Origin of the sequence: Paenibacillus sp. FSL W8-0426 (assembly GCF_037969725.1) — a bacterium.
Classification (GTDB): Bacteria; Bacillota; Bacilli; order Paenibacillales; family Paenibacillaceae; genus Paenibacillus; species Paenibacillus hubeiensis.
The window spans coordinates 4,052,307-4,079,026 of sequence record NZ_CP150203.1 but is presented as its reverse complement, the minus strand read 5'-3'; the positions used below and the strand labels follow the sequence as shown (position 1 = coordinate 4,079,026).

Sequence of the window (26,720 nt, the reverse complement as noted above, 5' to 3'; positions counted from 1 at the left end):
GGATGGAAAAATCGGGCGTACTGTGTATGACATGATCTGAAACGGATTTTGTACTTTACAACCAACACCGGCCTGTACTATAATGATACCAATATTAACCATGACGTTTAAAGGGAAAGCATCCCAGAGTCAGAGCTACCGATGTTTCGGTAGTGCGGCTTTGGAGTGCTTTCCCTTTTTGTCGTGCGAGAAAGGAGGGATTGACAGTGAAACATTCGGCCGGATTGGTGCCAGGAAGACTGCTTGGCGACAGATACCGCATCGTTTCGGTTCTAGGCACAGGCGGCATGAGCCGTGTGTACGAAGCCGAGGATTTGAAGCTTCCCGGCAAAACGTGGGCCGTTAAGGAAAGCGTGATGAGCCTGCCATATGAGAGCACCATGGACACGGAGGCGGCCCTGCTCATTTCCCTTCGACATCCGAGGCTTCCGCAGATTGTCGACTTCTTTGCCCCGGATGAACAAGGGTATGCTTACCTGGTCATGGAGCGAATCGAAGGCATGACGCTGGCTGAATATTTCAAACAATGCGGCGGTAAAATCCCGATGGAGCAAGTGACCGAATTTGTGCTTCAGTTGCTCGATGTGTTGGAATATTTGCATCATCTCGATCCGCCCATTATTTACCGGGATATGAAGCCGTCCAACATCATGATCACGCCGGAGCAGGAAGTGAGGTTGATTGATTTCGGCATTGCTCGAAGCTATAAGACGCTTCAAAATCAGGATACGATCAAGCTGGGAACTGCCGGGTTTGCCGCTCCGGAACAATACGGATCGGGACAAACGGATGCCCGTTCAGACCTATACGGACTTGGAGCACTAATGCTGTATCTCTTGACATGCGGTGCTTATACGGAGTGGATTCATGGGGTAGAGGCTTGTGTACGAGGCGACGTTCCGCGCATGTACATTCCTGTTGTGCGAAGGTTGCTGCGCCAGGAACCCCAGGAACGCTTTCAATCGGCCGGCGAAGTGCGTGCAGAAATTTTGCGAAGACCCGGGAGTACTCCGCTTTCAGGAAATGTATCGGTAACGATGAATGGCGGTACCCGTGTCATCGCTCTGATGGGAACGGCCGCCGGTGTAGGCGTAACGCATACATCCATAGCGATAAGCCATTATTTGGAGCGGAACAACGGCAAGGTAGCCATTATTGAAATGTCTCCGCGTTCGCAGTCGTTTAGCCGTATCCAGCAAATTGCCCATGGCGGCAAGCCGCCTGCTGCAGGCCGGAATTTTGTGGTCAACGGTGTCCACTACTGGAAGCAATCCGGAAGGGCAGATATTTTGTCTTTGCTTGGGGGCAGCTACCAGTTTATCGTCATGGATTTGGGCAGTGGTCAGGATCAGCAGCGGCTGGAGGAATTTCTAAGAGCCGACCTGCCCATCGTTGTAGGTTCAGGCGCGGAGTGGAGGCAAGCCGAGATTGGAGCTTTGATTCGCTCGCATCATCGTTTCCCGCGGGACAAGTGGACCTATTGCCTGCCATTGGCCGCTTCGGATGCAGTGCAGCGAATTCGCAAATCACTGGATACGGAACGCGTATACAGCCTTCCGTTGCAAACAGATCCTTTTGACAAGGATCCGCACATGGATAAGGTGCTTGGGCAATTATTGCATCATCTGACAGGGCATACGCCGGCGAAGCGTTCGTGGTTTACCAGAAAGAAATGAGCCGTGTATATGATGGTAAGGCTTACAGGATGAAGTGTGGTGAAGCAAGCTGAGATCATCAAGAAATGACGATCAATTCCAAAGCAGAACATGCAATTAAGGGAAAGGAGAGCCTTTTTTGTCCAAATTACGAAAGCAAAGCCGACAACGGATTTATGCTGGCTTGATTGGTGCGGGTGCAGCAGGCCTGCTGTTTGGGGGATACGTGATTTACAGCCTCATTACGCTAAACGACACCAAAGCGGAGATCGAAGCGAAGTTTACAGCAGCCTTCGAGCAAAAAGAAGCCGAGCTTCTCCAGCAATGGGAGTCGGGGGCGCAGGCATGGGTGACCGTGCGGGATATTGAAGCGGGGGAGCCGATTCTCGCGGAAGACATTAAGCTTTTTGCCGTTCCCGACGCACAGGCACCGCGCAATTTGTGGTCCAGCAGCAAACAACCCGAAGATCAGCGAGCCAAGATCGAGCTTAAAAAAGGAACAGCCATTACGACGGAAATGGTTTACGAAGATACGCCTGCTCCTCCGGATTTAAGGAACCGGGAGCTTCAAGTTGTTCTGCTGCCTTCGTCGTTGGCCCAGGGTGATATCATTGATGTTCGGATCCAGTTTCCGACAGGCCAGGACTACATTCTATTGTCGAAAAAGAAGGTGGAGCGCCTCAATGCCTCTACATTATGGATTACGATGACGGAAGAAGAGATCTTGTCGCTATCCAGTGCGATCGTGGATGCCTACTTACATAAAGCTTCAATCTACGCCCTTACCTATGTGGAACCCCAGTTTCAAACTGCGGCCATACCGACGTATCCAGCGAATCAGGAGGTGTTGAAATTGCTGGAGAGCGATCCGAATATCGTCAGGCGGGCCGAGCAGGAACTGGTGCGCCAAGTGCGCAGCTCATTGGAAAGCTCGCTTGCAATCTCTGCTGCCGCGCCTTCGCGGAGCGTTGAACAGGATGTGGCGCAATCCTCTGTTTCGTACAATAACCGTCCAGGCGCTGGCGAACGAACGGATCAGTCCGCGAACGTTGATCCAGGAAGCGTGTTTGACCAACCGGCGGACAGCGGCAGTGCTGAGGAACAACAACAACGGGTGCTGACTGGCGGGCAATGAGACACAGAAAAACAAGCGATGTATTCTATTAATGATTCTTATAACAACGCGATTGTTTAGGAGGGGTTCAATTGCATGCATGGATTTTTGCGGGATTGTGCGAGAAAACGGATCTGATGTTGTACTTGTGCAAAATTTTGGCGGCGTCCGGTAAAAGGGTTTTGCTTGTAGATGGTACGCTTCAACAGAAATACATGTATAGCGTGGGTGAAGGCAATCACTCGCTTCGCATTACTGAGTTTGAAGGATTCGACGTCGCTTGCCAATTCGTTACGTCCGCAGCGGTTGAGGGCCATCTCGAAGCAAGCGGCGAAGGGATTGACGCTTATGATTACATCGTTTATGACGTGGAAAGCTCCCATTTCGCTTCCAGAGATTTATGGCTGCAAGCCGAGATCCGTCTCTGGGTCTGCGATTACGAGCGTTATAATCTCGAGCGTAGCAAGGGCTGGCTGGAGCATTTGCTGGAGGAACAGGACTTGCCGGGCAATCTTTCGTTTCAACGGATTTTGATCAATGCGGTGGATTGCAAACTGGATGTTCAATATTTATGGACATATCTTGATAGAGGCCCGTTTGAGTGGACTGCAGAATCTCTGGTGCTGCCCTGGGATGAACTGATTGCGGCAGTCAAATTGGAAAATGAGCATCATCGCCGAATACGGCTGGGCCCACTTTCTCGAAACTACAAAAAATCGCTTCGCCGCCTGATCGAGCAGCTGACAGGCTGGGAACCGGTTCAGAGCCGCAAGGCGATGAAAGAAGCAGAAAGGATGAGGGCATGAGTACGGTAGCGTTTTGGAGTCCGTTTGCCGGAAGCGGCTGCACCTCCAGCTCATTGATTGGCGCGTATGCTATGGGTTTGCAGTACAGAGTAAGAATTTTACTGGTGAATTCAGGACAGGCGGGCAGCGGAGTGGAGGCGTTGCTTCCTCCGATTCAAGAGTATGAAGCAGACTCGCTTCACCGTTTTGACGAAGGGGGATGGGATGCCATCGAGCGGCTGCATGCCAGCGGCGCATTGACCAAACATAACGTCAAGGATCATGCCAAACCGCTGATCAAAGACCGCTTGGACTTGCTGACCGGTTCCATGAACAATATGGAGCGATTGCATAAAGGGCAGGCTGAACCGCTGAACTCGCTGCTGAATGCCGCGAACGAATACTATGATCTGGTCATCGTAGAGGCGGGTCAGGAAGGGAGAGATGCAAGTCTTCTTCTGCAGCGCGCTGAGTTCGTGGTCGTTCATTTGACGCAGAACATGAGGGAGCTTGAACAGTTTTTTGAAGGAGAAATGCCTTTTTGTATGAAAGACCGAAAAATGCATTTGGTAATTGGCAAGTATGACCCGCATGCCCGAGCAACGCTAGCGAACATTCGTCGTCGTTTCCGATATAAGGGGACGATGTCGGCGATCCCGTACACAACGGGGTACCTTGATGCAGCCAACCGGCGCGATGTGGGGAGCTTTCTGCAATTGCACGGGTGGGGTGGCAATGAAGGAAAAGGGAAAGACAGTTTCAGCAAGCATATGGCTGAATTCGCTCGCCTGATCATGGACGGCGCAGGAATGCGCACGATCTTGAAAAGGCTTGAAAGGGGAGCCTGACCTTCATGGGGGTGAATGGTACATTAATCGGCGTAATGCTGCTTGGAATCATCCTATTTTTTGGGGCGAAATACAGGAAGCTTGATCGTGAACAACAAGAACGGAAAGATCATAATCACGAATCGCTAACCATCGAAGGTTTGACGGAGAAAGTAAAACATTCGCTGCATGAGTTAAGTCACAGCCAGTTGGCCGACGCCGGCTTGCATGAAGAGGAGTATCAGCGGAGAATCAACCAGCGTGCCGAGATGCGGAAAGCGCTGAAAGGCTGTGTCTCCGGCAGCCTGAGCGACAAACTTTATGTTAAAAGACTCATCGGCGATCTGCTCACGCGGACTCTTGGATTGAACAAGACCACCATTGATGAAGTCATTCCATTTGAAGATCAGGAGCTGTTAACGGTTCAGGATCGCTTTGAAATCGTGTTTTTTTTGTACAAACAGCAATTCGGGGTGGATGCTCTTTCCCGGCTGATCGAAACGTATGATCTTGGGAAATTGCGAATGGAGGCAGAAGGGGAGAACGGGGGGAGCTACTACATTTCGGAGGAAGACATCCATTACGTTTTCGATTGCGAATACCGCAGGCTAGAATTTCATGAAAAAAGAGATATCGTCGTGCAGCGAATCTATCAACACTACAAAGGGTTTTCGATTGTTGACGAGATTCGTGACCAACGCATTGATGGCGTGAGCGGCGGAGTCAGCGGCATATTGGATACGCAGGATCAAGGAAGTCGGTTACCTGCATCGTGGAATGATCTGATACAGGATACATCGTTTGTGGATGAAGCGAAAGAGCCTTTAAGCGCAGCGGAGAGCGTTTGGATTTTTTACAAGGGGAGATCGATCCACCTGTCGTTTCTGTCCTTTGGCAGCGTCCGTGAACTGAAAAGGGTATGCCAGAACATTTACAAATACAACTACCCTGGACAGTTGTCCGAGGCGAACGGATATAAAGTGAACGAGATGAAAGACGGTTCGCGCGTTGTTGTCGTTCGTCCTCCGTTTGCGGAATCGTGGGCCTTTTTCGTACGGAAGTTCGATATTCCGAATGCTTCGCTGGAGCAGCTTGTCACTGGCGAAAATGCGGAGCTGCCCATCATGCTGTTGTGTTATTTGATGAAAGGAAGCCGGATTACCGCTGTGACCGGAGCTCAGGGTTCGGGGAAAACAACGCTCCTTATGGCCATGGTGAAACACATTTATCCATCGTATACCTTGCGTGTGCAAGAGATGGCCTTCGAGCTGCAGCTGAGACGTATTTATAGCCGGCGCAACATATTGAGCTTTCGCGAAACCGAGCAAATTTCCGGTCAGGAAGGTCTCGATTTACAGAAAAAGACGGACGGAACCGTGAATATTTTGGGCGAAGTAGCGAGTGACGAAGTAGCTGCCTGGATGATTCAAATGTCTCAAGTCGCCAGTCTGTTCACGCTGTTCACTCACCATGCCAAAACGTTCAGGGATCTTGTGTTTTCCCTGCGCAATTCACTGCTCAAAACAGGGATGTTTCAACATGAACATATTGCCGAAGAGCAGGTCGTCAGCGTGATCAATTTCGACGTGCACATGAAAAAAGATGCGGAGGGACGCAGATACATCGAGCGAATCACCGAATGCCTGCCGCGTTCCGGGCAGATCGAGAGCGTTGAAGAGCGGGTAGGGTTTTCGTTCCGCAACGTGGTCGAGTATCGGGACGGAAGTTATGTTGCGGCTGCGCCTTTAACTGCTGAAAGCATGTCCGATATGCGGGATCAAATGACGATGCAGGATGCAGACCGGTTCGAGCGGTTTCTGATCAAATATTGGGGGGATACCCATGCCGTTTAAATCGATCCTGTTATTGCTGCTTGCATGCTGTGCTGTAGGTCTGGCGGTTGTCATGCTGATTCTAGCGATTCTCCGCCATAAAGGAGGTGTTGCAGCAACCAGACGGCAAACCGTATTTTCCATACCAGGAAGCCGGCGGCTTGCCGGTTGGAGATCGTTCTTATTGCAGAGCTATCGTTGGAGCATGAAACTGCCGTTATGGTCTGCATACGTTCTGCAGGTCAAAAAGAGGATTTCGTTCCGCCATGTCGGAGATGAAATGGCGCTGAGAAAAACGACGATGGGGATCGTGCTCATCGTCGCAGGAAGCTTCAGTTTAGTCGGTATCGTTCTGTTGATGGTTCAACCTGGATGGAGCTTTTTGTTATTGGTTGTTCTGTGCGCGGTTGTGTTGAACAGCCTGGTCTTGGATATGTGGCTAAATCGCTTGGAGAAACGTTTGTTGATGCAGATGCTGGATGTGTTTGCCGAAGTGCGTCATCGTTATCACCAGCACGGCATGATCGAAGAAGCGCTATACGAGGCAGCGGAAACAGGTAAAGGGGAAGCCGCGCAGCAAGTCATGCTCATCTACGAGGCATTGACTTCACCGGATCCGAACGAGGCGCTGGAAAGGTATTATGAGGTTGCTCCTAACCGTTTTTTGAAAGGATTTGCGGGCATGTCCTACTTGGTCATGGAATTCGGGGATAAGGACAGGGCGCACGGCTCCATCTATCTGAAGGGGCTCGGCAACCTCACGCAGGAAATCCACTTGGAAATTTTGCGCAGGGACAAGCTGGATTACCTGTTGAAAGGGCTCAATATCATTGCGCTTGCCCCGGTACTGTTTACGGCGCCGATCGAGCGTTGGGCCAGAAGCAGCTTTCCTTCGATGGATGAGTTTTACGGAAGCAAGCTGGGGTTCGTAACCAAGATATCCATCTATGTGGTGATTATTGCTGCCTATTTACTGCTGCAGCGCCTGCAACAGTACGATGAAACGCGTTTTCGGGCAGGGCGCAGCAATACCGTATGGGAGCGAATCCTTTACAAGCAGCCTTTTATTCGAAAATGCTCATTTCTGCTTGCAGCCAAACCCGGCAGCATCAAGTACGGCCAATCCGTACGTTTGATGAGAGAGAGCAGCTCGGAGCTCAAGTATGAATGGTTGGCTATTCGAAGGTTTGTCCTCTTTGTAGGATGCTTTCTATTCTCTCTTTGTTGCATTGCTGCGCTTCACCAGGTGGAACGGAACCATATTTTATATGCGCCTGTCCGGGATGACCGAATGTTCGGAGCCATGTCCGCAGATGAATTGAAACAAGCCCAGGATACGGCGGATCTGGACCGGGCTGTGCTGCAGCAGGTCTCCAAAGCAGGGAATGCGACTCATGACGAAATCGTCCAAGCGCTAGAGCGCGTTAGTTCCCGGAAGCTTAAGGACGAGGTGCAGAATGAAACGGTTGCCCGGATCACGCAAAAATGGGAGAAGCTTCAACGTCAATATTTGCAGTGGTGGGAACTGCTCATTGCTTTTCTGATCGGCACGTCCGGGTATTATTTGCCCATATGGCTGATGCTGTTTCAGCGCAAAATGCGCGGCATGGACATGCTGCATGAAATTTACCAGTTCCAGACGGTCATCTCAATTTTGCGCGACATGGAGCGGATGTCGGTGGAAGAGATTCTGGAGTGGCTTAACCGGTTTGCCGTCATTTTCAAACGCCCTTTGCAAAAGTGCCTGCTTCATTTCGAACATGGGCCGGAGGATGCCCTTGAACATTTAAAGGCGGATGCGCGGCTCCCGGAGTTTCAACGCCTTGTGGACAAGCTGCAGCTTGCGCTGGGCAAAATTTCGATCCAGGAAGCATTTGATGATCTGGATAGCATGATGTCTTTTTATTTTGAACAACGCAAGCAGGAGTACGCCAAAATGGTCGATGCCAAGGCTGCATGGGGAAAAATGATCGGGTTTGCGCCTATGTATGCACTGGTCTTTCTCTACTTGGTCGTCCCGCTTGTTGGCATGAGCTTCCTGCAGATGAACATGTATTACGAACAAATCCAACAATTATAAATCATACAACTTATTTTGGGAGGAATTGAAAATGAACAATGCATCCAGTGCGCTAAAGGTTGCTGCCGGGATTTTTTTGACGATTGCCTTGATTACGATCGTGGTGCTGCTGTTTATATCGGCCCAGGAGGCCACCAAGACGGCACAAAACAACTTCGCGGACATTCAGACCGAATTGTCTCAGGCTGCATTCACCGTTTATGACGGAACAACGATCAGCGGCTCCCAGGTGACCAATGCGCTGCGAAAGTATGCGGACAAGGACCAGTTCGGCATTCAGATCATTACTGGCAAAAACGCAGCGGGACAATGGTACGGCAATGAATTGAACATTTCACGTGACGTCAATAACGCAGATTATGGCTCGGTGATCGCGCCTGATAACAAGGTAGGGAGCATTAATCAAACGATGAACGAGAAAGACAACCAATACGTCAATCCGAGCGGGAAATTCAAAGCGATCATCGTGAAAGATAAGTCCAATGTGGTGAGAGGGCTTATTTTCACACAATCGTGACAGGAGCTGGAGGGTGATGTCCCGAAACACGCAGCAGCTTATGTTGTTTTGCACGGCGGTAGTTATGTTTGTTGCAGCTTGTATGCACGGACAGCATCATGTTCGCCACTTGGCACAGACCATTGATCAGACCATCCAGGGAACGGAAGCTATGGAGGGCAAGTTGACAGCAACGCTGAGAATTTCTGAGCCGGAACGTTATAGCGGAGCGGAAGTGCTGCATACGGTCAGACAGATGACGGGGACAACCATTCAGGTGGAGGTGGACGGAAGCGCCTATCGTATAGACCCTTTGGCAGACAGGGGGGCGACCGTTCCGGTCCAGCTTATGGGTCTCTACAGGCCTGAGTTTATCAGAGACGAGTCCGGGCAGCTGAATAAAATCTCGTTCTGGAAGGAGGCCGGAGATATTGATTAATGCCGCATCCAAACTGCTTGCCGTCTTGTTGGCGGTACTTCTGCTATATGTATATCCGGCTGCCGAAACGGCAGATCGGCAGGATGAGATTTCCCGGATGACCGTTTACCAGACCGTCACGCGTTTTGTTGATTCCGCTCGCACCAAAGGTTACATTTCTCCAGCGATGTTTGCCGAATTCGAAGAACAATTGGCGCGCACGGGCAATGTCTACGACATTTCAATGGAGCATTTGCACAAAAAATATGTGCCGAATTACATCGATCCCCAAAATCCTGCGACTTTTACGGGGACGTACGAGACGGTTTTGGATGGATATTATTCAAGCCAAATCAAAGAGAAGCTTTTTCCGACCGACGGTTTAGAAACCGCGGAGGATCCTGCTCGAAGATACACGTTTACAGTAGGGGATTTTTTTACCGTGTCCGTCAGAAATACGAATCGAACCCCCGCAATGCTTATCCGCGAATGGCTAAATGGGACAATCCAATCTCCCGCCGTGTTTACCACGTATGGAGGGATGGTGCTGAATGAAGATTACTGAGCTGTCCATCGTTTTTGTGCTTGTCTTTTTTCCGTTTTTTTGGATCGTGTCGCAGAGCAGTCGGGAACTCCAAGAGGCCCAGATCCTCAGCAATAGATACGAGACAGCGCTGAGGACTGCCGTCATGGACGCTGGCATGGTCATGCACCAGAACGAAAAGCAAAGTGGAGAAGCGGGCTACGGTTCATCAAAGTTTGTGAACGCTGATAAAGATTTGGCGCTGGAGACGTTTACGCAAACGATGGCTCTTAATTTGGGGATTCAGGACGATCCGCCAGCGATTCGCTCCTTGTTCGATTATATCCCGGCTATCGTTGTTCTGGACTACGACGGTTACTACATGTATGCCAATGAGACGGAAATGATGGGGGAGTCCGAAAACTCTTTTCGTCACGTGTGGAGCCCAAAGAAACCCTATACCTATGCAGACGAAGACGGAAACAGCATCAATTTCACGTTGGATAGTTATGTCTACGCCTATGATGCCGAAAAGCAAATGTGGCTTGAAGGCTTTCGGAACGAACTCATCGCGTCGACACGGATCCCGTTGCTGAGAGATGATCAACATTTTGAACATGTGCGCAGAAGCCGGATTGTCAGTGCCGTTCAGGAGGATTTGGCCGAGGTCATCAATCGTCACAACGAATTTGCCAGAAGAAATGGCATCTCATACACGTTTACTCTGCCGCTCATCTCCCAGGAAGACTGGTACAACTCTATAAATGACACAGGGATCATTGCTTTCATTCAGGGTATTCCGAGCGGAGGCCGAAAAATCAACAACTTTGCCATCGGAGGCGGCCGGCTTGTTAAGAGGGCGGCCGTGATCGGCGGTGTGGATCCTGACAGCGGCATCAAATATTATTATCCGGCCACATGCTCGAACGGATACAGGCCGGAGGAAGTTTTTACGGATGCCCAGGAGGCAGCGGCTCGAGGCTATTTTGAGCAAAATTGTTATATCAATCGCTAGTATCCTCCGACGAAAAGGCACTGGATAGTGCGATATTTTCAGCTGCGTAGTCTAACCTAAAAAAGCGCTGATCTTCCTGATTTTTGGCAGTGCACGCAAAAATGATCGATGACAAAACAGGATGCCTATGGTAATATAGGCTACAACTTCATAAGAGCACTAGGGGTGCCGCGCGATGCGGCTGAGATGGAATAATTCGATTCCGGACCCTTTGTACCTGATCTGGATCATACCAGCGTAGGGAAGTGGCACGTTTTTCGTCATGACAAGGAAGGCTGTATTTCAGCCGTCGCTTGGATTGCAATGCGATTATCGGCAATGCTCGTTCCATGCATAAACGCGTGAGAATAATGCCCATTGGTTTCGCATTTGCCTTGCATTGCACGAAAGATACGAATAAGTCGCCACTCCCCTGCGGGAGTGGTTTTTTGTGTTCTTTCAGCGAAAGGCAGGTGAACCGAGTTATGGTTGCTTCGCAAACTCAATCAGTACCTTCATCATTGGAGCTCCATGTCATTTCAAACGGAACGGGGGACCTTGATGTTTTTCTTGAAAAGGCGATCCGGGTGACCCCTTGGGTGGATTACATTCATATTCGGGAAAAACATCTTGCGATCAACCAAAGATTGCATTGGGCCGAACGAATGCAAGAAGCGGGTATCCCGGCTTCGCAAATTGTCGTTAATGGCATTCCTGATCGAATGGATGGTTTTTCTGTTCCTAAGTTGTGCGGCGTGCACAGGGGGGAATCGGATTTCAAACAGTATGGCACAACCATCCGGATGGACAACAAGCATGAACCGATCCGTCTGGGCGTTTCCGTGCATTCCTTGGAAGGGGCGAAATCCGCTGAGCGCCAAGGCGCAGATTATGTTATTTTTGGGCACGTTTTTGCTACCAACAGCAAAATTGGCGCTGCGCCAAGAGGCATACCTGCATTGAAAGCGATATGCAGCTCCCTTTGCATTCCCGTCATTGCGATCGGCGGAATTCGCCTTGATGCCGTGGATGCGATTTACGCAGCCGGGGCAAGCGGGATTGCGGTCATGTCCGCCATATGGGAGAACAGTAAACCTGAGCAAGCAGCCGCTGCATTCAAACAGGCTATGTCCGGTGTACGGCCCATGAATGACGCCATTGAACGAAGATGAAGGAGGGGCAATCGTTGTTTGATGATCGCATTAGCTTAGACGGTAGTTCGGGGTTCGACATTCTCGACAAAAAAGAGAATCCACGTTCGCGAAAGGACATGTCTGCCGAAACGATCGTGATCGGAGGGGGTGTCATCGGTTGTTCCATTGCTTATGAATTGGCAGCCCGCGGGCAGGAAGTAATGCTCCTGGAACGAGCCCGAATGGGTGGAGGGACGTCATCGGCGGCGGCCGGCATGCTGGCTGCCGACAGTGAGCACTTTCATCATGCGGCCATGGCGGAGCTTGCCCGGCGCAGCCGTGAACGGGTTCACCGGCAGAGGGAGCATATTCAAGCGATGAGCGGAATTGACATTGGCTTGCGGCAGGCCGGGTTCATTACGCCTTTTCGAAGCGGACAAAAGGCAGGACTATATGCAGCCGCATATGAAACAGATTCGAATGCATGCACGTATTGGGATCGGCAGGAACTGCAGCGTCAAGCACCCTGGCTAAGCCGGGATACGTATGGCGGGTTGTACAGGCAAGCTGAAAGCGAAGTGCTGCCGTTAAACCTTGTCACAGCTTATGCCAAGTCCGCTCAAGCATACGGGGCTCGAATCATGGAAGGCATTCAGAATGTAACGCTGCAAACCGGGGCAGGGCGCATACAAGGGGTTCAAACCTCCATTGGCATGTTGACATGTAAAAATGTCATAGTCGCGGCCGGGCTGCAAGGAGTAGAGTTGATGGAAAGCGTAGGGTTGAACATGCCTGTCGTGCCGGTAAAGGGAGAAATGGTTGCTGTCCGGTTTTCGCATCATGACGCTGCACGGGGAAATATACCGGACAGGACCGTTTATGCGGAAGATGTTTATATCGTTCCAAAAGCGAATGGAGAAGTGTGGTTGGGTGCAACAAGCTTGGCGGGAGCTTCGGATTTGCATGTGACCCCTGGAGGAATCCAGAAACTGATCTCCGCCGCGGCAGCATGGGTTCCCGCCGTTGCGCACGCCCGATTCGAGCGAGCCTGGGCCGGCGTGAGACCATCGACTCCGGATGGTTTGCCGTATTTGGGGGAAAGCGAACAATATTCGGGATTGTATGCCGCTTTCGGACATTATCGGAACGGTATTTTGCTCAGCGCTATCACAGGCAGTGTGTTGGCGGATTTGATCGAGGGGAAATCGGCCGGTGAACTCGGGATTGCTGCTTTCAATCCGGAGCGCTTAAGCGGAAAGGGGATGATGCATTGAATATTATCGTCAACGGACAATCGATGGAGATTGAAGACCAGTTGAATCGTGTGGACAAATTGTTGCTCTCTTTCAATCTTCAGGTGAAAACCGTCGTTGTTGAACTGAATCGGCAAATTTTAACGCGAGAGCTTCATGAGACGACGCCGCTGAAAAACGGAGACCGAATCGAAATCGTACATTTTGTGGGAGGCGGATAAGTATGTTAAACATTGGAAAATATGCCTTTGAATCGAGATTGCTGCTGGGAACAGGGAAATTCGAAGACTTGGATGTACAACGACAGGCGGTTGAGGCATCAGGTACAGAGGTTCTGACATTTGCTATAAGGCGCTTGAATTTGGAGCAGCGGGAACGCAAGCATTTTCTCGACACGTTGGACCTGAGTCGATTCACGTTGCTGCCGAATACCGCTGGAGCGACGAATGCCGAAGAAGCGGTACGCATCGCCGAATTGGCACGGGCATCGGGACTTTGTGATATGATTAAGGTAGAAGTGATCGGCGATGGGCGAACGTTGTTGCCCGACCCGATCGAAACGTACAGGGCTTGCGAGATGCTGCTTGAAAGAGGATTTACGGTGCTGCCGTATATTTCGGATGACGTCATTTTGGCCAAACGTCTGCAATTGCTCGGTGTACACGCCGTGATGCCCGGGGCCTCGCCGATTGGTGCGGGCAAAGGGCTGATAAATCCGTACAATCTTGAGCTGATCATTGAACAGGCTGCGGTTCCGGTCATTGTGGATGCAGGCCTTCGTTCTCCCAAAGATGCTGCCCAAGCGATGGAGCTGGGGGCAGATGGCGTATTGCTTAATACGGCTGTTTCAGGTTCACGCGATCCGGTTAAGATGGCTAAGGCCATGCGAATGGGCGTTGAAGCAGGGAGATTGGCATACGAGGCAGGCATGATCCCCGTCAAGCGTTATGCAGCAGCGAGCAGTCCTGCGGAAGGAATGGTTCAGTCATGACAAACCCGAACACGAACGAGCATCCAGAGCAAGAAAACCGTTACTCACGGCAGGAACGATTCGCGCCGCTGGGCAAAAACGGACAGGAGCGGCTGAAAGGAAGCCGTGTACTGATCATTGGTGCAGGCGCGCTGGGAACGGGAATCGCCGAGACGTTGGCACGTGCCGGAATCGGGCATATCACGATCGCCGATCGCGATTACGTGGAGTGGAGCAACCTGCAGCGCCAGCAGCTCTACACAGAGAAGGACGCATTGGAGCGCATGCCGAAAGCGATCGCTGCTGTAAAGCGTCTGAAAGAGATTAATTCCACAGTAGACATCGTTGGAAAAGTCATGGATGTGCGGACGGATGAATTGGAAGAACTCATTGCGGATGTCGATCTGGTGATGGATGCAACGGATAACTTTGATACAAGACTGCTGATCAACGATATGTGCCAAAAACATCGCAAACCATGGATTTACGGTGGGTGCGTAGGCAGCTACGGGATTACCTACACCTTTATGCCAGGGGAAACCCCTTGTTTGAATTGTTTGCTCGGAGAGGTGCCGTTGGGCGGGGATACCTGCGATACTTCTGGAATCATTCCGCAAGCCGTGCAGATGGTCACGGCCAATCAGACTGCAGAAGCCATGAAGCTTCTTAGCGGAAATCATGGCGCCTTAAGGCGCAAGCTGCTGTCGTTTGACCTGTGGCGGAACGAGTACATAACGATCAACGTGGATGGCGCGAAGAAGCCGGATTGTCCTTCGTGCAGCGCATCGGCTTCATTTCCGTATTTATCCGCCTCGAATCTCGAAAAAACGGACGTGCTCTGCGGCAGGGATACGGTGCAGATCCGTCCTTCCCGCCCATTGAAGCTGGATCTCCAACAGACCGCTGAACGTTTGGGTAAGCTTGGGGAAGGGGTCGTGGAACACAATCCGTTTCTGGTCTCGTTCAGCCTAGGGGAACATCGGATGGTTATTTTTCAAGACGGTCGGATCCTCGTCCACGGGACCAAAGATACTGCTGAAGCACGCACGCTTGTCCATCGCTATTTTGGCTAATGCCGTGCACCAAATTCAAGTTCGTTCCTTTCGAGGAATGGACTTTTTCGTTTTTCGGCATCATAACGACATATGGAGGATCGCACGCGACCTCTACAGAGAAAGAATTTGTCCAAGGCCGGGTGAACGGATGAAAACGACCATTTTACTTGTTGGCGCCCAGGAACAGACAAGGTCGCTAAAAGAAGCGCTGAGTGCCGAGGGCTATGCCGTGCTCTTGGCCAGCGCAGGTACATACAAGCAGCAATTGGAGATGGTCAAGCAGAATCTGTCTATGATCATCTGGACCGCTGCTCCTGAAGACACAATCCAGCCCGACGAAGGATTGAAGTGGCATCGCGGACAGAACCATCACAACATTCCGTTTATAATTATTACGACCGCAATATCCGCGGATCGAATCGTGGAATGGTTGGACAGCGGGGCAAACGACATACTCGAGCAAGAGAGCGAGCCGAGTATATTGATGGCAAGGATTCGAAATTTGCTTCGCTTGTTTTCTCAAGGTTCGCAGTTCGACGAAGAAGTTATCATGGTGCATGACCTTAAAATCAATTTGCGCTCGCGGAGAGTCAGCCGGGCTGGGGAGTATTTGACGCTCACGCCGAAAGAATACGAATTGTTGGAGTTTTTGGCGCGGCATGCAAACGAAGCCTGTTCGCGGAAGGCGATCTTATCGGAAGTATGGGGCTATGATTTTCAAATGGATACGAACGTGGTGGATGTGTATATCAAACATTTGCGTGAAAAAGTGGACAAGGGTAGGGGCGTCAAACTCATTCAAACTGTGCGCGGAGTGGGTTATATGCTTCATTCTTCCCATTAAAAATGGCCAGATCCTTAATGGATCCGGCCATTTTAGACATATATTCAATGATTCGTAGGGAAATTACAGTACACGGCGTGCTTTAATATACGTTTTTTTCCAGTTTCCCGAGTTCAGGTCAGAGAACGTTACCCCTGGAGATCCGTAAGTGTGCAGGATCTTTCCGTTGCCCGCGTAAACTGCTACGTGCGTAATATTGCTGCCTGTGGAACGGCTGCCGCTCGAAAAGAATACCAGGTCTCCGACGCGCAGGTTCGCTTTGGATACGGCTACGCCTTCCTTGGATTGTTTGACGCTGGTACGCGGAAGGTCCACGCCATACTTTTTAAAGATATATTTCATGAAGGAAGAGCAGTCAAAATTTTTGGTCGTCGAAGTGGATGCTCCAAATTTATATGGCGTTCCCATAAATTGTTTACCGTAATTGACGATTTGTTGTCCTTTGGACACGGTTGCGCTTGCTGCTTGAGCAGCAGGTGCCGATGTCATTGCGATGGCTCCAAAACCAAGTGCTGCGCACAATCCCACGGTCACGGCCTTTTGGACAAAGATGTTTGTTTTCATGTAGTACCTCCAAAATTAAGTTTTCGTTTCGTTTGCTAGAGCGAGTATAACAGGTTTGTAACACCCTAAAATTTGGAGTAGAAGCTTGAAGTGCTTGAAGTGACTGGTTTTGGAGCGTTTTATTAAAATACCATTAAAAATGTCAAAAAATTAATCGTTGACGGATGCATTTAAGGTTTGAAACAGAAAAAACCTTTGAAAATCAAAGGTTTTTTCGAATAATAAGTTGCTCTTTTTATTTTTCAGCAAGTTACAAAAATGTAACTTTCATATGAACCAACGTTAATCCTTGCTCTGAATAATGAGCAGCAATCCGCTATCGATGGTAACTGTCCCCGCAGGTCCCAAAAGCTTGTTGCTTATGCCAAGGGATTGTCCCATCCGGAGCGTTGCTTTATCCAGAGGGTACTGAAAGCCTTCCAGACTGATTCCGGTGACCTCGGGCGTCAACGGCAGCAATGAAACGTACTGATACCCCCGATCTTCGACCGAGGCTTCGGACGTAGTCAGTGTCAGATAGTTGTGTTCGTCCTGAAGCGTGCAAGAGATATGATGCTGCATCGCACGGACCATGATATGTACGTTGGCAAGCGTATGATCAAGGCGAGTACCTGTAGCGCCCAGCATGAGAATATGGGTAGGTTCCATATCCAATGCGGTTTCGAAAGCCATTTCCGTATCCGTCCAGTCCTTCTCGACGGCATCGACGGAAATCATGCGTTCACTGTTCAGGCGGACCCTTTCCCGTTCCTCGTCAGTAATAGAGTCGAAGTCGCCTACGGCAAAGTGGGGTCGAATGCCGTGATCGATCAGGTACAGTGCCCCGCGATCTGCAGCGATGAGCACGTCATCGTGCCTGATTTCTTTGAGAAATTCGGGAGACAGGCTTCCCCCCGTAAAAATGACGACGCGTTTCATGGTCATTCTATTCATCCTTCCTGCCATGAAGAAAGTTTTCATTTATCATTATATTGCGAACCCTTCCAGTATAAATCACAAAATCTAGTTGCACAATTCCGGCACTCGCGGATACAATGATGAGAGCGACATGGAGATGACTTGAAAAGTGAGGTTTGGACGGAATTGGACTTGCACATTTTTGAAGTGTTCAGCATCATCGGCACCATTGCGTTTGCGATGTCGGGGGCTTTCGTGGCCATGGAAGAGGAATACGACATTCTTGGCGTGCTGGTGCTGGGATTGGTCACCGCCTTCGGTGGCGGGGTGGTAAGGAATGTTCTGATCGGTGTGCCCGTGACCACGCTGTGGAGCCAAGGCGCACTTATTATGCTTGCCCTCGTATCCGTAGCCGTGGCATTTGTGCTCCCGCTGAAATGGATCGGACATTGGAAGCGGACGGAGGCGCTCTTCGATGCCATTGGACTTGCCGCTTTTGCGATTCAGGGTGCCCTATATGCCGTTAACATGGGTCATCCCATCAGTGCGGTCATTGTGGCAGCAGTGATGACAGGCATCGGCGGAGGGATCATTCGCGATCTGTTGGCAGGACGCAAACCTTTGGTGTTGAGGGATGAAATCTATGCGGTATGGGCGATCGCTGCCGGGTTTGCGATCGGAATGGGCTGGCTGACAACCAATACGGGATTGCTTATCGGATTTGTTGCGGTCGTATTTTTCCGGATGTGTTCCGTCCATTATAAATGGAAGCTGCCGCGCCGTTCGCTGGTACAGGCGGATCGTGTGCAGCCTCAGGCGGCACAAAGCTCATTAAATCGTACGTTCGGAAAAGGGGAGTAACGAGATGATTCATGTTTTGTTTGTATGTTTGGGGAACATCTGCAGATCCCCGATGGCTGAGGCGGTGATGAGGCACAAAATAGAGCAGCGCGGACTGCAGGACCGAATTCGCGTAGACTCGGCCGGGACAGGCAATTGGCATGTCGGCAAGCCGCCTCATGAAGGAACGCGCCAATTGTTGGATGAATACGGGATTTCCTATGCCAATATGGCCGCCAGGCAATTCGCAAGCGCAGACTTTGAACAGTTCGATTATATTGTGTGCATGGATGATTCCAACGTGGCGAACGTACGCAAAGTCATTGGCGGAGAGAAAGCCGATCTGCTCAAATTGATGGATTTGCTGCCTGATGAGACGTTGCGCGAAGTGCCTGATCCGTATTATACGGGGAATTTCGAAGAGGTTTACAGACTCGTGGATGCCGGGTGCGACGCATTATTGAAACGGATTGAAAGTGAGCATTCACTATCATTATAACATTTCGGAATTCTTCCATACTGAGCGCAACAAAAAGCGACTGAAAGAGCAGGGCGTCCTGCTTCTTTTTTGATCTTAAATGTAAACGCTAACAAATATGCCGGGAAAAAAGCGGCCTTTCAGCCGCCGCCGGACAGATGTTCTTAGCGCTCGCTCAGGAAATAAAGCAGAGCCTCGGGGAGCTCTTTTTGCCAAAACCCCCATTGATGACGCCCGTCTTTTTCCCGGTACGATACAACCGCATCGCGGTTTTCCAAAATGTCGCGCGTATCGCGGTTCAGCTGCACGAAATCGTAGATGCCTGTATCGGATTCAAATGCATCCTCCTGCAAGCCAACGATCATCCAGATGTTCAGCCACGACAAGTCTTCCTCAGCAGCGTAAATTTCTTGGGAAGCGGAATAGAAGGCTCCTGACAGGCTGATGACCCGGTTAAAAAGGTGAGGATAAAGCAGGGCGAGGTGCAGCGATACGCTGCCGCCGAGGGAATCTCCCGCAAGCACACGTTCCTGGGGAGAGCGGCGTACAGGATATTTCTCTTCCACATAGGGAATAATCTCTTCAGCGAAGCAGGCCGTGTATGCTTTGAAGCGATCGCCGAACGGAGCATACTCTTGGGTTCTCACCGAGACATCCACCTGAACGCCTACAATAATGAACGGCTCGGCGCCTTCATCCAGGATGATCCGGTTCGCCGTCGTCGCGATGCGTCCAAAATTGAAAAACTCCTCTCCGTCCTGACAATAAACGACAGGATAAGTTAGCAGTTCGTTATACCCCGGGGGAAGGTAGATGCGCAGGACACGCTTTTCGCCAAGATGGCGACTCTCGATTTCTTCTTTCACAATCGTCCGTTTCAAATAGCGGGAATCCGTCATAAAACGTCACCTTTCTCGGTTATTTTTTTGCATTCAACTGCACAATACGGTAAGATTAACCTTGTGCGCGGATAGGTCAGACCAGCAGCCATGTACTATGCTGTTATACCATTATTCATCCCCTGTTATACATACAATCCGAAAGGAAATATAAAAAAATTACGGATTTCTTTGACGTATGCGGTGAAACAGGTGTATAATAATTCTATAACAGCGGAACTTGATATTCAAACTTTTTGTTGAGGTGAAGAAAAAAATGAGCAAGGTTCCTTATGAAGTATACACGGAGGAAGTAGAAGCTCTGTCCGTACTGTCTCCGGATGGTGAAATTATTAACAAAGACAAGTTGCCAGAACTTTCCGACGATCAATTAAAAGAAATTATGTACCGCATGGTATTTACCCGCACTTGGGATGATCGTGCAGTTAACCTCGGTCGCCAAGGCCGTCTCGGTTTCTATGCTCCGGTATCCGGACAAGAAGCAACAATGGTGGGTAGTGAATTCGCCATTCAAAAAGAAGACTTTATCTGCCCAGGCTATCGCGACATTCCGCAGCTCGTATGGCATGGACTTCCATTGTACCAAGCATTCCTGTATTCCCGTGGACATCAGCATGGTGGCCAAGTGCCTGACGGCGTTAACGTATTGATGCCGCAAATCATCATCGGCGCGCAAATCCTGCACGCGATGGGGATTGCAATGGGATACAAATTGAAAAAACAAAAACAAGTCGTTATCACATATACAGGTGACGGCGGTTCTTCCGAAGGTGACTTCTACGAAGGTTTGAACTATGCCGGCGTTTACAAGCTGCCTGTTATTTTCTTTGTGCAAAACAACGGCTACGCCATCACAACTCCCTTTGCTAAACAAACCGCTGCATTGTCCATCGCTCATAAAGCGGTTGCAGCAGGGATCAAAGGCGTTAAAGTTGACGGTATGGACGTTCTGGCTGTCATCAAAGCGGTTCAAGAAGCTGCTGAGCGCGGCCGCAATGGCGAAGGCGCAACATTGATCGAAGCTGTAACGTATCGTTTCCGTCCTCACTCCCTTTCGGACGATGCTTCCAAATATCGTACCAAAGATGAAGAAGCAGAGTGGAGCGAAAAGGATCCAATCGCGCGTTTTGCGAAATATCTGGAGAAAAAAGGTCTGTGGACCGAAGAAGATACAGCTCGCGTGAAAGAAGAAGCAAAAGCGAAAGTCAACGACGAGATCAAAAAAGCGGAAAAAACAGAAAAAATGACGATTCCAGGCTTGCTTGACAGCATGTTCGAACATACGCCTAAGCACTTGGAAGAGCAAAAAGCAGACTTCCAATAAGTTTTTTCCATTAAAAGCATATATCGTGTCCGGACGATCGTCCGGATTACGGTTCCTTGTGTGATTTCGAGAATGTGAACTGTCAATGTTTAAGGAGGAAATGAAGCAAATGGCACAAATGAACATGAAAGAAGCAATCCGTGATGCGCTTCGCGTTGAATTGAAACGTGATCCTAACGTTGTGCTTTTCGGTGAAGATGTAGGTCATGTAGGCGGCGTTTTCCGTGTAACGGAAGGACTGCAAAAAGAATTTGGTGAAGAGCGCGTATTCGATACGCCGCTGGCTGAGTCCGCAATCGGCGGTCTGGCTGTAGGTTTGGGTATTCAAGGCTTCCGTCCGGTTGCCGAAATCCAATTCGTAGGTTTCATTTTCGAAGCCCTTGACCAAATGGTTGTGCAAGCTGCGCGCATGCGTTACCGTTCCGGCGGCAAATACAACTCCCCAATCGTTTTCCGTACACCTTACGGCGGCGGCGTAAAAGCAGCCGAATTGCATACAGACGCTTTGGAAGGTTTGCTTGCGCAAACTCCGGGTATTAAGGTAGTAATCCCTTCGAACCCTTACGATGCAAAAGGTTTGATGATCGCTTCCATCCGCGACAATGACCCTGTATTCTTCATGGAGCATTTGAACCTGTACCATGCTTTCCGTGCAGAGGTTCCTGAAGAAGACTACGTGGTTGAACTGGGTAAAGCGAACGTGGTTCGCGAAGGTTCGGACGTAACGATCGTTACTTACGGCATGATGGTGCACACGTCCATCAAAGCTGCTGAAGAGTTGGAGAAAAAAGGAATCAAGGTTGAAATTATCGACTTGCGTACGGTTAGCCCGATCGATATCGATACCATCGTTGCTTCCATCAAAAAAACCAACCGCGCTATCGTGGTTCAAGAAGCTCAAAAGAGCGCAGGCGTTGCGGCTGAAGTCATTGCCCAAATCAATGAAAAAGCTATCCTGCACCTGGAAGCGCCGGTTCTGCGCGTAGCAGGTCCTGACACGGTATATCCTTTCGCGCAAATCGAAGATGCTTGGCTGCCTACTCCTGCTCGGATCATCGATGCAGTGAACAAAGTAGTTGAGTTTTAATTCAATCATCTGACATGCCGCAAGGCGCAGTATGGTGATTCACATCGCAGCTGCAAAGCTGCACTGAAAACAGCCATTAGCCCCTTGAGTAGTCACAGTTATTTGCTCTCGCAGTAACGGTAATAGACTTGGAGCTAAGGGTTGTTTTCAGGATTGAGCACATAATCAAGGAGGTTTTTCAGTTGGCTAAATTTGAATACAAATTCCCTGAACTGGGTGAAGGCCTGCACGAAGGCGAAATCATCAAGATGCACATCAAACCCGGTGACAAGGTAACAGACGACGACATCATCATGGAAGTACAGAACGATAAAGCGGTCGTTGAAGTTCCTTGTCCGGTTAACGGAACAGTAACTGAAGTATTTGCAAAAGATGGTCAAGTTTGCCACGTTGGCGAAGTTGTTGCGATCATCGATGCAGAAGGTGACATTCCGGATCAAGGCGACGACGCTGGCGATCAAGCTGAACAAGAAAAAGATGCGGCTCAAGGCGGAGCAGACACTAACGCTTCTTCCCCTGCTCAAGCAAGCAACAACGTTGCTCCAGCAGCTCCGGCCAAAGACGTTTTGGCTACGCCAAGCGTTCGCAAGTTTGCTCGTGAGCAAGGCGTTGACATTGCTCAAGTGAACGGCACCGGCAACAACGGCAAAGTAACCAAAGAAGACGTTGAAGCTTTCAAAAACGGTGGCGGCCAAGCAGCAGCTTCTTCTGCAGCTCCAGCAGCTCAAGAAGAGAAAAAATCCGCAGCTCCGGCAGCCGCAGCAGCAGATGCGCGTCTGGAAGAAGAACGCGTACCATTCAAAGGAATCCGCAAAGCGATTTCCAATGCCATGGTTAAATCTGCTTACACAGCTCCACACGTTACAATCATGGATGAAGTGGACGTCACTGAACTGGTAGCGTTCCGCACTCGCATGAAACCAATTGCAGAGAAAAAAGGCACAAAAGTGACTTATCTGCCATTCATCGTTAAAGCTCTGGTTGCGGCTTCCCGTCAATTCCCGGCTCTTAACGCGATGATTGATGAAGAAGCTAACGAAATTGTATACAAAAAATACTACAACATCGGTATCGCTACAGATACAGACAACGGCTTGATCGTTCCTGTTATCAAAGATGCTGATCGTAAATCCATCTGGATGATCGCTGATTCCATCCGTGACCTGGCAGCTCGTGGCCGCGACGGCAAACTGAGCCCTAACGAAATGAAAGGCAGCACGATCTCCATCACGAACATCGGTTCTGCTGGCGGCATGTTCTTCACTCCGATCATCAACTTCCCTGAAGTTGCTATTCTCGGAACCGGACGCATCAGCGAAAAAGCGGTTGTGAAAAACGGCGAAATCGTTGCAGCACCTGTAATGGCTCTGTCCTTGAGCTTTGACCACCGTATCATCGATGGCGCAACAGCACAAAACTTTATGAACTACATTAAACAGCTGCTCGCTAACCCTGAGCTGCTTGTTATGGAGGTGTAAGATATGGTAGTAGGCGACGCTTCTCTCAATATCGACACATTGGTAATTGGTGCAGGACCTGGCGGCTACGTAGCTGCCATCCGTGCTGCACAACTGGGCCAAAGCGTATTGATCGTAGACAAATCCGAACTGGGCGGCGTATGTTTGAACCGTGGATGTATTCCATCCAAAGCTTTGATCTCGGCTGCGCATCAATATGAAAGTGCATTGCATGGCGACGCTTTTGGTATCTCTGCGGAGAACGTAAAAGTGGACTTTGCCAAAACGCAAGAATTCAAAAACGGCGTTGTTAAGAAAATGACTAGCGGCGTGACTGGCTTGCTCAAAGGCAACAAAGTTGAAGTTTTCAACGGTGAATGCATGTTCATCAACGAAAACGAAGCGCGTGTATTCAACGATCACGAATCACCGCGTTACAAATTCAAAAATGCAATCATTGCAACAGGTTCCCGTCCAATCGAACTGAAACCTTTCCCGTTCGGCGGTCGCATTCTGTCCTCGACAGAAGCGTTGAACTTGCCTGAAGTACCGAAAAGCCTGATCGTGATCGGTGGCGGATATATCGGTGCCGAGCTTGGTCAAATGTACTCCAAATTCGGTGCGAAAGTAACGATCATCGAAGGTATGGACACGGTATTGCCAGGTTTCGATAAAGACATGACGAGCCTTGTGGCTAAAAACATGAAGAAAACCGGCATCGAAATCGTAACGGGTGCAAAAGCGGAAAGCGCTGAGCAAACGGACAAAGACGTAACGGTTAAATATTCCGTAAACGGCGAGTCCAAAGAAATTACTGCAGACTATCTGCTCGTAACGGTTGGACGTCGTCCAAACACAGACGGAGAACTGGGTCTGGACTTGATCGGTGTTGAAACTGATGAGCGTGGCTTCGTTAAAGTTGACCACCAAGGACGCACTAGCATTCCTCATATCTTCGCAATCGGTGATATCGTGGCTGGTCTGGCATTGGCTCACAAAGCTTCTTACGAAGGTAAAGTGGCTGCAGAAGCCATTGCAGGACAACCGTCCGTAGTTGACTACAAATGTATGCCGGCTGTTGTGTTCACAGATCCTGAGTGCTCCAGCGTAGGTCTGACTGAAAAAGAAGCCAAAGAAAAAGGCTACAAAGTAAAAGCAGGCAAATTCCCTTATGCGGGTAACGGCCGTGCCGTATCTTTGAACCATGCCGAAGGTTTCGTAAAAATCGTTGCTGACGAAGAGAACGGCCTTGTTCTTGGCTGCCAAATCGTAGGTCTGGAAGCTTCCAACTTGATTGCTGAGCTGGGTCTCGCTATCGAAATGGGTGCAACTCTGGAAGACTTGGCTCTGACTATTCACGCTCACCCAACATTGGGCGAAATCGTGATGGAAGCAGCGGAACTGGTTATGGGTCATCCGATCCACATCATTTCCCGTTAATTCAGAACAGCAATGGCCTTGGATTCGTCCGGCCTTATAGATGAACGTACAAGGGATGGGTAACGCCACAGCGTTACCTGTCCTTTTTTTTGACTTGCACGAAACGACAACCTTCGAACACAGTGAGGATGAAAAGCGGAAAACTTTTCGTTGACTGGGTTATGAAATATGCGAAGTGTGAAGTCACCGAATAATGATGCCTTTCCGTGAAAGAATGATATATGATAAACTGTTACAATGAGCTTCTCCAAGAGGTTGAGACTTATCGACAGATGTCCTCCTTGAAAAAGGAGTCAAAAAAATCTGGGGATAACAGCAATCGGAATATGGTTCTGACTACATAGTGGCTCGATGTAAAACCATTCGTTCAAACTTATATAGAAACGACTGTGAGGCGATGAATACATGAAAAATTATCTGGAATTGCTGCAGGACGTGCTGCACAACGGGGTTCACAAAGAAGACCGCACGGGCACGGGCACATTGTCCGTCTTTGGGCGCCAATTGCGCTTTGATCTGAACGAAGGTTTTCCGCTGGTTACGACCAAGCGCATCCATCTGAAATCGGTCGTTCACGAGTTGTTATGGTTTCTGAGCGGAGATACCAACATTCGCTACCTGAAGGATAACGGCGTGAGCATCTGGGATGAATGGGCGGATGAGAACGGCGATCTTGGCCCGGTATATGGGTCGCAATGGCGGACCTGGGAAGCTCCGAGTGGCGAAAAAATCGACCAAATCGCTGCCGTGGTGGACGCGATCAAAAACAATCCCGATTCCCGGCGCCATCTGGTTAGCGCGTGGAACGTGGCCGAAATCAATCGCATGAAGCTTCCGCCATGCCATTTTGCGTTTCAGTTTTACGTGGCTGAGGGTAAATTATCCTGTATGTTGACCATGCGTTCGGTGGACACGTTCCTTGGACTGCCGTTTAACATCGCCAGCTATGCGTTATTAACCCATATGATCGCTCAACAGTGCGATCTGGAAGTGGGCGAGTTCATTTGGTCCGGAGGAGATGTGCACATCTATTCGAACCACTTGGAACAAGTCAAAACCCAATTGGAACGTGAGCCGTTTGCATTGCCGAAGCTGGTGATCAAACGCAAGCCGGATTCGATTTTCGACTACAAGTTTGAAGATTTCGAATTCGAGAACTACCAGCATCATCCTGGAATCAAAGCCCCGGTTGCCATCTGATTGCATCCGGTGAAAGGAGTGCATACACATGAGTATTGAACTGGTATGGGCCATGGGAGAGAACGGAGCGATCGGCCTTAATAATGCGATCCCTTGGCGATTGCCGAAAGACATGGCTTTTTTTAAACAGCGTACGTTGAACAAAACCATCATCATGGGGCGCAGAACGTGGGAATCTTTCGGTGGCAAACCGCTGCCGCAGCGCCGAAACATCGTGATTACGCGGGACCTGGACTATAAGGTTGAACAGGCAGAAGTGGTCCATACTATTGAAGAAGGTCTGAGTGCAACCCAAGGCGAAGAATTGTGCGTGATCGGGGGTTCTGAGATCTATCGTGAATTCCTTCCGTTTGCCGATCGGTTGGTTGTGACCAAAATTCACGAACATTTTGAAGCGGACACCTTTTTTCCCAACATCGATTGGTCGGAGTGGGAGCTCGTTGAGCAGATCGAAGGCAAACAGGACGAAAAAAATATTTACCCCTACACGTTTGAATTTTATGAACGAAAAAAATAAATAAAGCATACGTTGAGATCAAAGAGCCCAGATATGAC

27 protein-coding genes and 1 riboswitch are annotated in these 26,720 nt (G+C 49.8%); of the genes, 24 read left to right on the top strand and 3 right to left on the bottom strand.

Annotation, left to right across the window (positions count from 1 at the left end; all coding sequences use genetic code 11):
- Positions 1–206 precede the first annotated feature (206 nt).
- The 16 genes from MKY59_RS18155 (at position 207) to MKY59_RS18080 (ending at position 15,979) form a co-directional block, all read left to right on the top strand.
- A complete protein-coding gene (locus MKY59_RS18155) occupies positions 207–1,676 on the top strand; it encodes a serine/threonine-protein kinase (RefSeq protein ID WP_339272911.1) in 1,470 nt (489 codons plus the stop codon).
- Between the two features lie 118 nt (positions 1,677–1,794).
- Positions 1,795–2,790, top strand: a complete 996-nt coding sequence (locus MKY59_RS18150; protein ID WP_339272910.1) for an SAF domain-containing protein — start codon at positions 1,795–1,797, stop codon at positions 2,788–2,790.
- A 71-nt stretch (positions 2,791–2,861) separates the two neighbouring features.
- Positions 2,862–3,575 (top strand): hypothetical protein, encoded by a 714-nt coding sequence (locus MKY59_RS18145; RefSeq protein ID WP_339272909.1) that lies wholly within the window; start codon positions 2,862–2,864, stop codon positions 3,573–3,575.
- A complete protein-coding gene (locus MKY59_RS18140; RefSeq protein ID WP_339272906.1) occupies positions 3,572–4,402 on the top strand; it encodes a hypothetical protein in 831 nt (276 codons plus the stop codon). The genes MKY59_RS18145 and MKY59_RS18140 overlap by 4 nt, the downstream gene beginning before the upstream one ends.
- Before the next feature lie 5 nt (positions 4,403–4,407).
- On the top strand, positions 4,408–6,234 hold the full coding sequence (locus tag MKY59_RS18135; RefSeq protein WP_339272904.1) for an ATPase, T2SS/T4P/T4SS family: 1,827 nt from the start codon (positions 4,408–4,410) through the stop codon (positions 6,232–6,234).
- Positions 6,224–8,293 (top strand): hypothetical protein, encoded by a 2,070-nt coding sequence (locus MKY59_RS18130; RefSeq protein WP_339272902.1) that lies wholly within the window; start codon positions 6,224–6,226, stop codon positions 8,291–8,293. Before MKY59_RS18135 ends, MKY59_RS18130 begins: the two co-directional genes overlap by 11 nt.
- Positions 8,294–8,324: 31 nt before the next feature.
- Positions 8,325–8,810, top strand: coding sequence for an ABC transporter permease (locus tag MKY59_RS18125; RefSeq protein ID WP_339272900.1), 486 nt, complete (start codon positions 8,325–8,327; stop codon positions 8,808–8,810).
- Positions 8,811–8,826: 16 nt separating this feature from the next.
- A complete protein-coding gene (locus MKY59_RS18120; protein ID WP_339272898.1) occupies positions 8,827–9,228 on the top strand; it encodes a hypothetical protein in 402 nt (133 codons plus the stop codon).
- Entirely contained in the window at positions 9,221–9,772 is a 552-nt protein-coding gene (locus MKY59_RS18115; RefSeq protein WP_339272896.1) for a hypothetical protein, read from the top strand. The genes MKY59_RS18120 and MKY59_RS18115 overlap by 8 nt, the downstream gene beginning before the upstream one ends.
- Positions 9,759–10,745 (top strand): hypothetical protein, encoded by a 987-nt coding sequence (locus MKY59_RS18110; protein ID WP_339272894.1) that lies wholly within the window; start codon positions 9,759–9,761, stop codon positions 10,743–10,745. Before MKY59_RS18115 ends, MKY59_RS18110 begins: the two co-directional genes overlap by 14 nt.
- A 151-nt stretch (positions 10,746–10,896) precedes the next feature.
- Positions 10,897–11,006, top strand: a riboswitch (TPP riboswitch).
- 203 nt (positions 11,007–11,209) lie between these two features.
- Positions 11,210–11,896: a thiamine phosphate synthase gene (locus MKY59_RS18105; RefSeq protein WP_339272892.1), complete on the top strand. Its 687-nt coding sequence runs from the start codon at positions 11,210–11,212 to the stop codon at positions 11,894–11,896.
- A gap of 14 nt (positions 11,897–11,910) precedes the next feature.
- On the top strand, positions 11,911–13,131 hold the full coding sequence (gene thiO, locus MKY59_RS18100; protein ID WP_339272890.1) for a glycine oxidase ThiO: 1,221 nt from the start codon (positions 11,911–11,913) through the stop codon (positions 13,129–13,131).
- Complete coding sequence (thiS, locus tag MKY59_RS18095) at positions 13,128–13,331, top strand: sulfur carrier protein ThiS (protein ID WP_236412227.1); 204 nt, start codon at positions 13,128–13,130, stop codon at positions 13,329–13,331. The genes thiO and thiS overlap by 4 nt, the downstream gene beginning before the upstream one ends.
- Positions 13,332–13,333: 2 nt before the next feature.
- The gene (locus tag MKY59_RS18090; RefSeq protein ID WP_236412229.1) at positions 13,334–14,101 is read left to right on the top strand and encodes a thiazole synthase; all 768 of its coding nucleotides are present in this window, start codon (positions 13,334–13,336) and stop codon (positions 14,099–14,101) included.
- The gene (locus tag MKY59_RS18085; protein WP_339272886.1) at positions 14,098–15,153 is read left to right on the top strand and encodes a ThiF family adenylyltransferase; all 1,056 of its coding nucleotides are present in this window, start codon (positions 14,098–14,100) and stop codon (positions 15,151–15,153) included. The genes MKY59_RS18090 and MKY59_RS18085 overlap by 4 nt, the downstream gene beginning before the upstream one ends.
- A gap of 130 nt (positions 15,154–15,283) precedes the next feature.
- Positions 15,284–15,979, top strand: a complete 696-nt coding sequence (locus MKY59_RS18080; RefSeq protein WP_236412234.1) for a response regulator transcription factor — start codon at positions 15,284–15,286, stop codon at positions 15,977–15,979.
- Positions 15,980–16,042: 63 nt separating this feature from the next.
- On the opposite strand, the gene MKY59_RS18075 is transcribed toward MKY59_RS18080, so the two are convergent.
- Both MKY59_RS18075 and MKY59_RS18070 read right to left on the bottom strand, forming a co-directional pair.
- A complete protein-coding gene (locus MKY59_RS18075) occupies positions 16,043–16,543 on the bottom strand; it encodes a C40 family peptidase (RefSeq protein WP_236412236.1) in 501 nt (166 codons plus the stop codon).
- 282 nt (positions 16,544–16,825) lie between these two features.
- Positions 16,826–17,467, bottom strand: coding sequence for a thiamine diphosphokinase (locus tag MKY59_RS18070; RefSeq protein ID WP_236412238.1), 642 nt, complete (start codon positions 17,465–17,467; stop codon positions 16,826–16,828).
- A gap of 165 nt (positions 17,468–17,632) precedes the next feature.
- Between MKY59_RS18070 and MKY59_RS18065 the strand changes: the two genes are divergently transcribed.
- Entirely contained in the window at positions 17,633–18,301 is a 669-nt protein-coding gene (locus MKY59_RS18065; RefSeq protein ID WP_236412918.1) for a trimeric intracellular cation channel family protein, read from the top strand.
- 4 nt (positions 18,302–18,305) lie between these two features.
- A complete protein-coding gene (locus tag MKY59_RS18060; RefSeq protein ID WP_339272882.1) occupies positions 18,306–18,779 on the top strand; it encodes a low molecular weight protein-tyrosine-phosphatase in 474 nt (157 codons plus the stop codon).
- 143 nt (positions 18,780–18,922) lie between these two features.
- Here the strand turns inward: MKY59_RS18060 and MKY59_RS18055 are convergent, their stop codons facing one another.
- A complete protein-coding gene (locus MKY59_RS18055; RefSeq protein ID WP_236412242.1) occupies positions 18,923–19,657 on the bottom strand; it encodes an alpha/beta hydrolase-fold protein in 735 nt (244 codons plus the stop codon).
- A gap of 256 nt (positions 19,658–19,913) precedes the next feature.
- Between MKY59_RS18055 and pdhA the strand changes: the two genes are divergently transcribed.
- From pdhA to MKY59_RS18025, 6 genes are all read left to right on the top strand, one after another.
- A complete protein-coding gene (pdhA, locus tag MKY59_RS18050; RefSeq protein WP_236412244.1) occupies positions 19,914–20,981 on the top strand; it encodes a pyruvate dehydrogenase (acetyl-transferring) E1 component subunit alpha in 1,068 nt (355 codons plus the stop codon).
- Between the two features lie 109 nt (positions 20,982–21,090).
- Positions 21,091–22,068 carry an alpha-ketoacid dehydrogenase subunit beta gene (locus MKY59_RS18045; protein ID WP_236412245.1) on the top strand — a complete coding sequence of 326 codons (978 nt, stop codon included), beginning with the start codon at positions 21,091–21,093 and terminating at the stop codon, positions 22,066–22,068.
- Between the two features lie 182 nt (positions 22,069–22,250).
- The gene (locus MKY59_RS18040) at positions 22,251–23,546 is read left to right on the top strand and encodes a dihydrolipoamide acetyltransferase family protein (protein ID WP_339272877.1); all 1,296 of its coding nucleotides are present in this window, start codon (positions 22,251–22,253) and stop codon (positions 23,544–23,546) included.
- 3 nt (positions 23,547–23,549) lie between these two features.
- Positions 23,550–24,965 (top strand): dihydrolipoyl dehydrogenase, encoded by a 1,416-nt coding sequence (gene lpdA / locus MKY59_RS18035; protein WP_236412247.1) that lies wholly within the window; start codon positions 23,550–23,552, stop codon positions 24,963–24,965.
- A 405-nt stretch (positions 24,966–25,370) separates the two neighbouring features.
- Positions 25,371–26,165: a thymidylate synthase gene (gene thyA / locus MKY59_RS18030; RefSeq protein WP_236412248.1), complete on the top strand. Its 795-nt coding sequence runs from the start codon at positions 25,371–25,373 to the stop codon at positions 26,163–26,165.
- A gap of 28 nt (positions 26,166–26,193) precedes the next feature.
- Positions 26,194–26,682 (top strand): dihydrofolate reductase, encoded by a 489-nt coding sequence (locus MKY59_RS18025; RefSeq protein ID WP_339272874.1) that lies wholly within the window; start codon positions 26,194–26,196, stop codon positions 26,680–26,682.
- Positions 26,683–26,720 lie beyond the last annotated feature (38 nt).

Bases quoted from the DNA above. Each gene is read 5' to 3' on its own strand.
- MKY59_RS18120 (WP_339272898.1), top strand. From the start codon at position 8,827: ATGTCCCGAAACACGCAGCAGCTTATGTTGTTTTGCACGGCGGTAGTT.
- lpdA (WP_236412247.1), top strand. From the start codon at position 23,550: ATGGTAGTAGGCGACGCTTCTCTCAATATCGACACATTGGTAATTGGT.
- MKY59_RS18060 (WP_339272882.1), top strand. From the start codon at position 18,306: ATGATTCATGTTTTGTTTGTATGTTTGGGGAACATCTGCAGATCCCCG.
- MKY59_RS18105 (WP_339272892.1), top strand. From the start codon at position 11,210: ATGGTTGCTTCGCAAACTCAATCAGTACCTTCATCATTGGAGCTCCAT.
- MKY59_RS18125 (WP_339272900.1), top strand. From the start codon at position 8,325: ATGAACAATGCATCCAGTGCGCTAAAGGTTGCTGCCGGGATTTTTTTG.
- MKY59_RS18085 (WP_339272886.1), top strand. From the start codon at position 14,098: ATGACAAACCCGAACACGAACGAGCATCCAGAGCAAGAAAACCGTTAC.
- pdhA (WP_236412244.1), top strand. From the start codon at position 19,914: ATGAGCAAGGTTCCTTATGAAGTATACACGGAGGAAGTAGAAGCTCTG.
- MKY59_RS18090 (WP_236412229.1), top strand. From the start codon at position 13,334: ATGTTAAACATTGGAAAATATGCCTTTGAATCGAGATTGCTGCTGGGA.
- MKY59_RS18055 (WP_236412242.1), bottom strand. From the start codon at position 19,657: ATGACGGATTCCCGCTATTTGAAACGGACGATTGTGAAAGAAGAAATC.
- MKY59_RS18140 (WP_339272906.1), top strand. From the start codon at position 3,572: ATGAGTACGGTAGCGTTTTGGAGTCCGTTTGCCGGAAGCGGCTGCACC.
- thyA (WP_236412248.1), top strand. From the start codon at position 25,371: ATGAAAAATTATCTGGAATTGCTGCAGGACGTGCTGCACAACGGGGTT.
- MKY59_RS18135 (WP_339272904.1), top strand. From the start codon at position 4,408: ATGGGGGTGAATGGTACATTAATCGGCGTAATGCTGCTTGGAATCATC.
- MKY59_RS18130 (WP_339272902.1), top strand. From the start codon at position 6,224: ATGCCGTTTAAATCGATCCTGTTATTGCTGCTTGCATGCTGTGCTGTA.
- MKY59_RS18110 (WP_339272894.1), top strand. From the start codon at position 9,759: ATGAAGATTACTGAGCTGTCCATCGTTTTTGTGCTTGTCTTTTTTCCG.
- MKY59_RS18075 (WP_236412236.1), bottom strand. From the start codon at position 16,543: ATGAAAACAAACATCTTTGTCCAAAAGGCCGTGACCGTGGGATTGTGC.
- MKY59_RS18025 (WP_339272874.1), top strand. From the start codon at position 26,194: ATGAGTATTGAACTGGTATGGGCCATGGGAGAGAACGGAGCGATCGGC.
- MKY59_RS18080 (WP_236412234.1), top strand. From the start codon at position 15,284: ATGAAAACGACCATTTTACTTGTTGGCGCCCAGGAACAGACAAGGTCG.
- MKY59_RS18070 (WP_236412238.1), bottom strand. From the start codon at position 17,467: ATGACCATGAAACGCGTCGTCATTTTTACGGGGGGAAGCCTGTCTCCC.
- MKY59_RS18045 (WP_236412245.1), top strand. From the start codon at position 21,091: ATGGCACAAATGAACATGAAAGAAGCAATCCGTGATGCGCTTCGCGTT.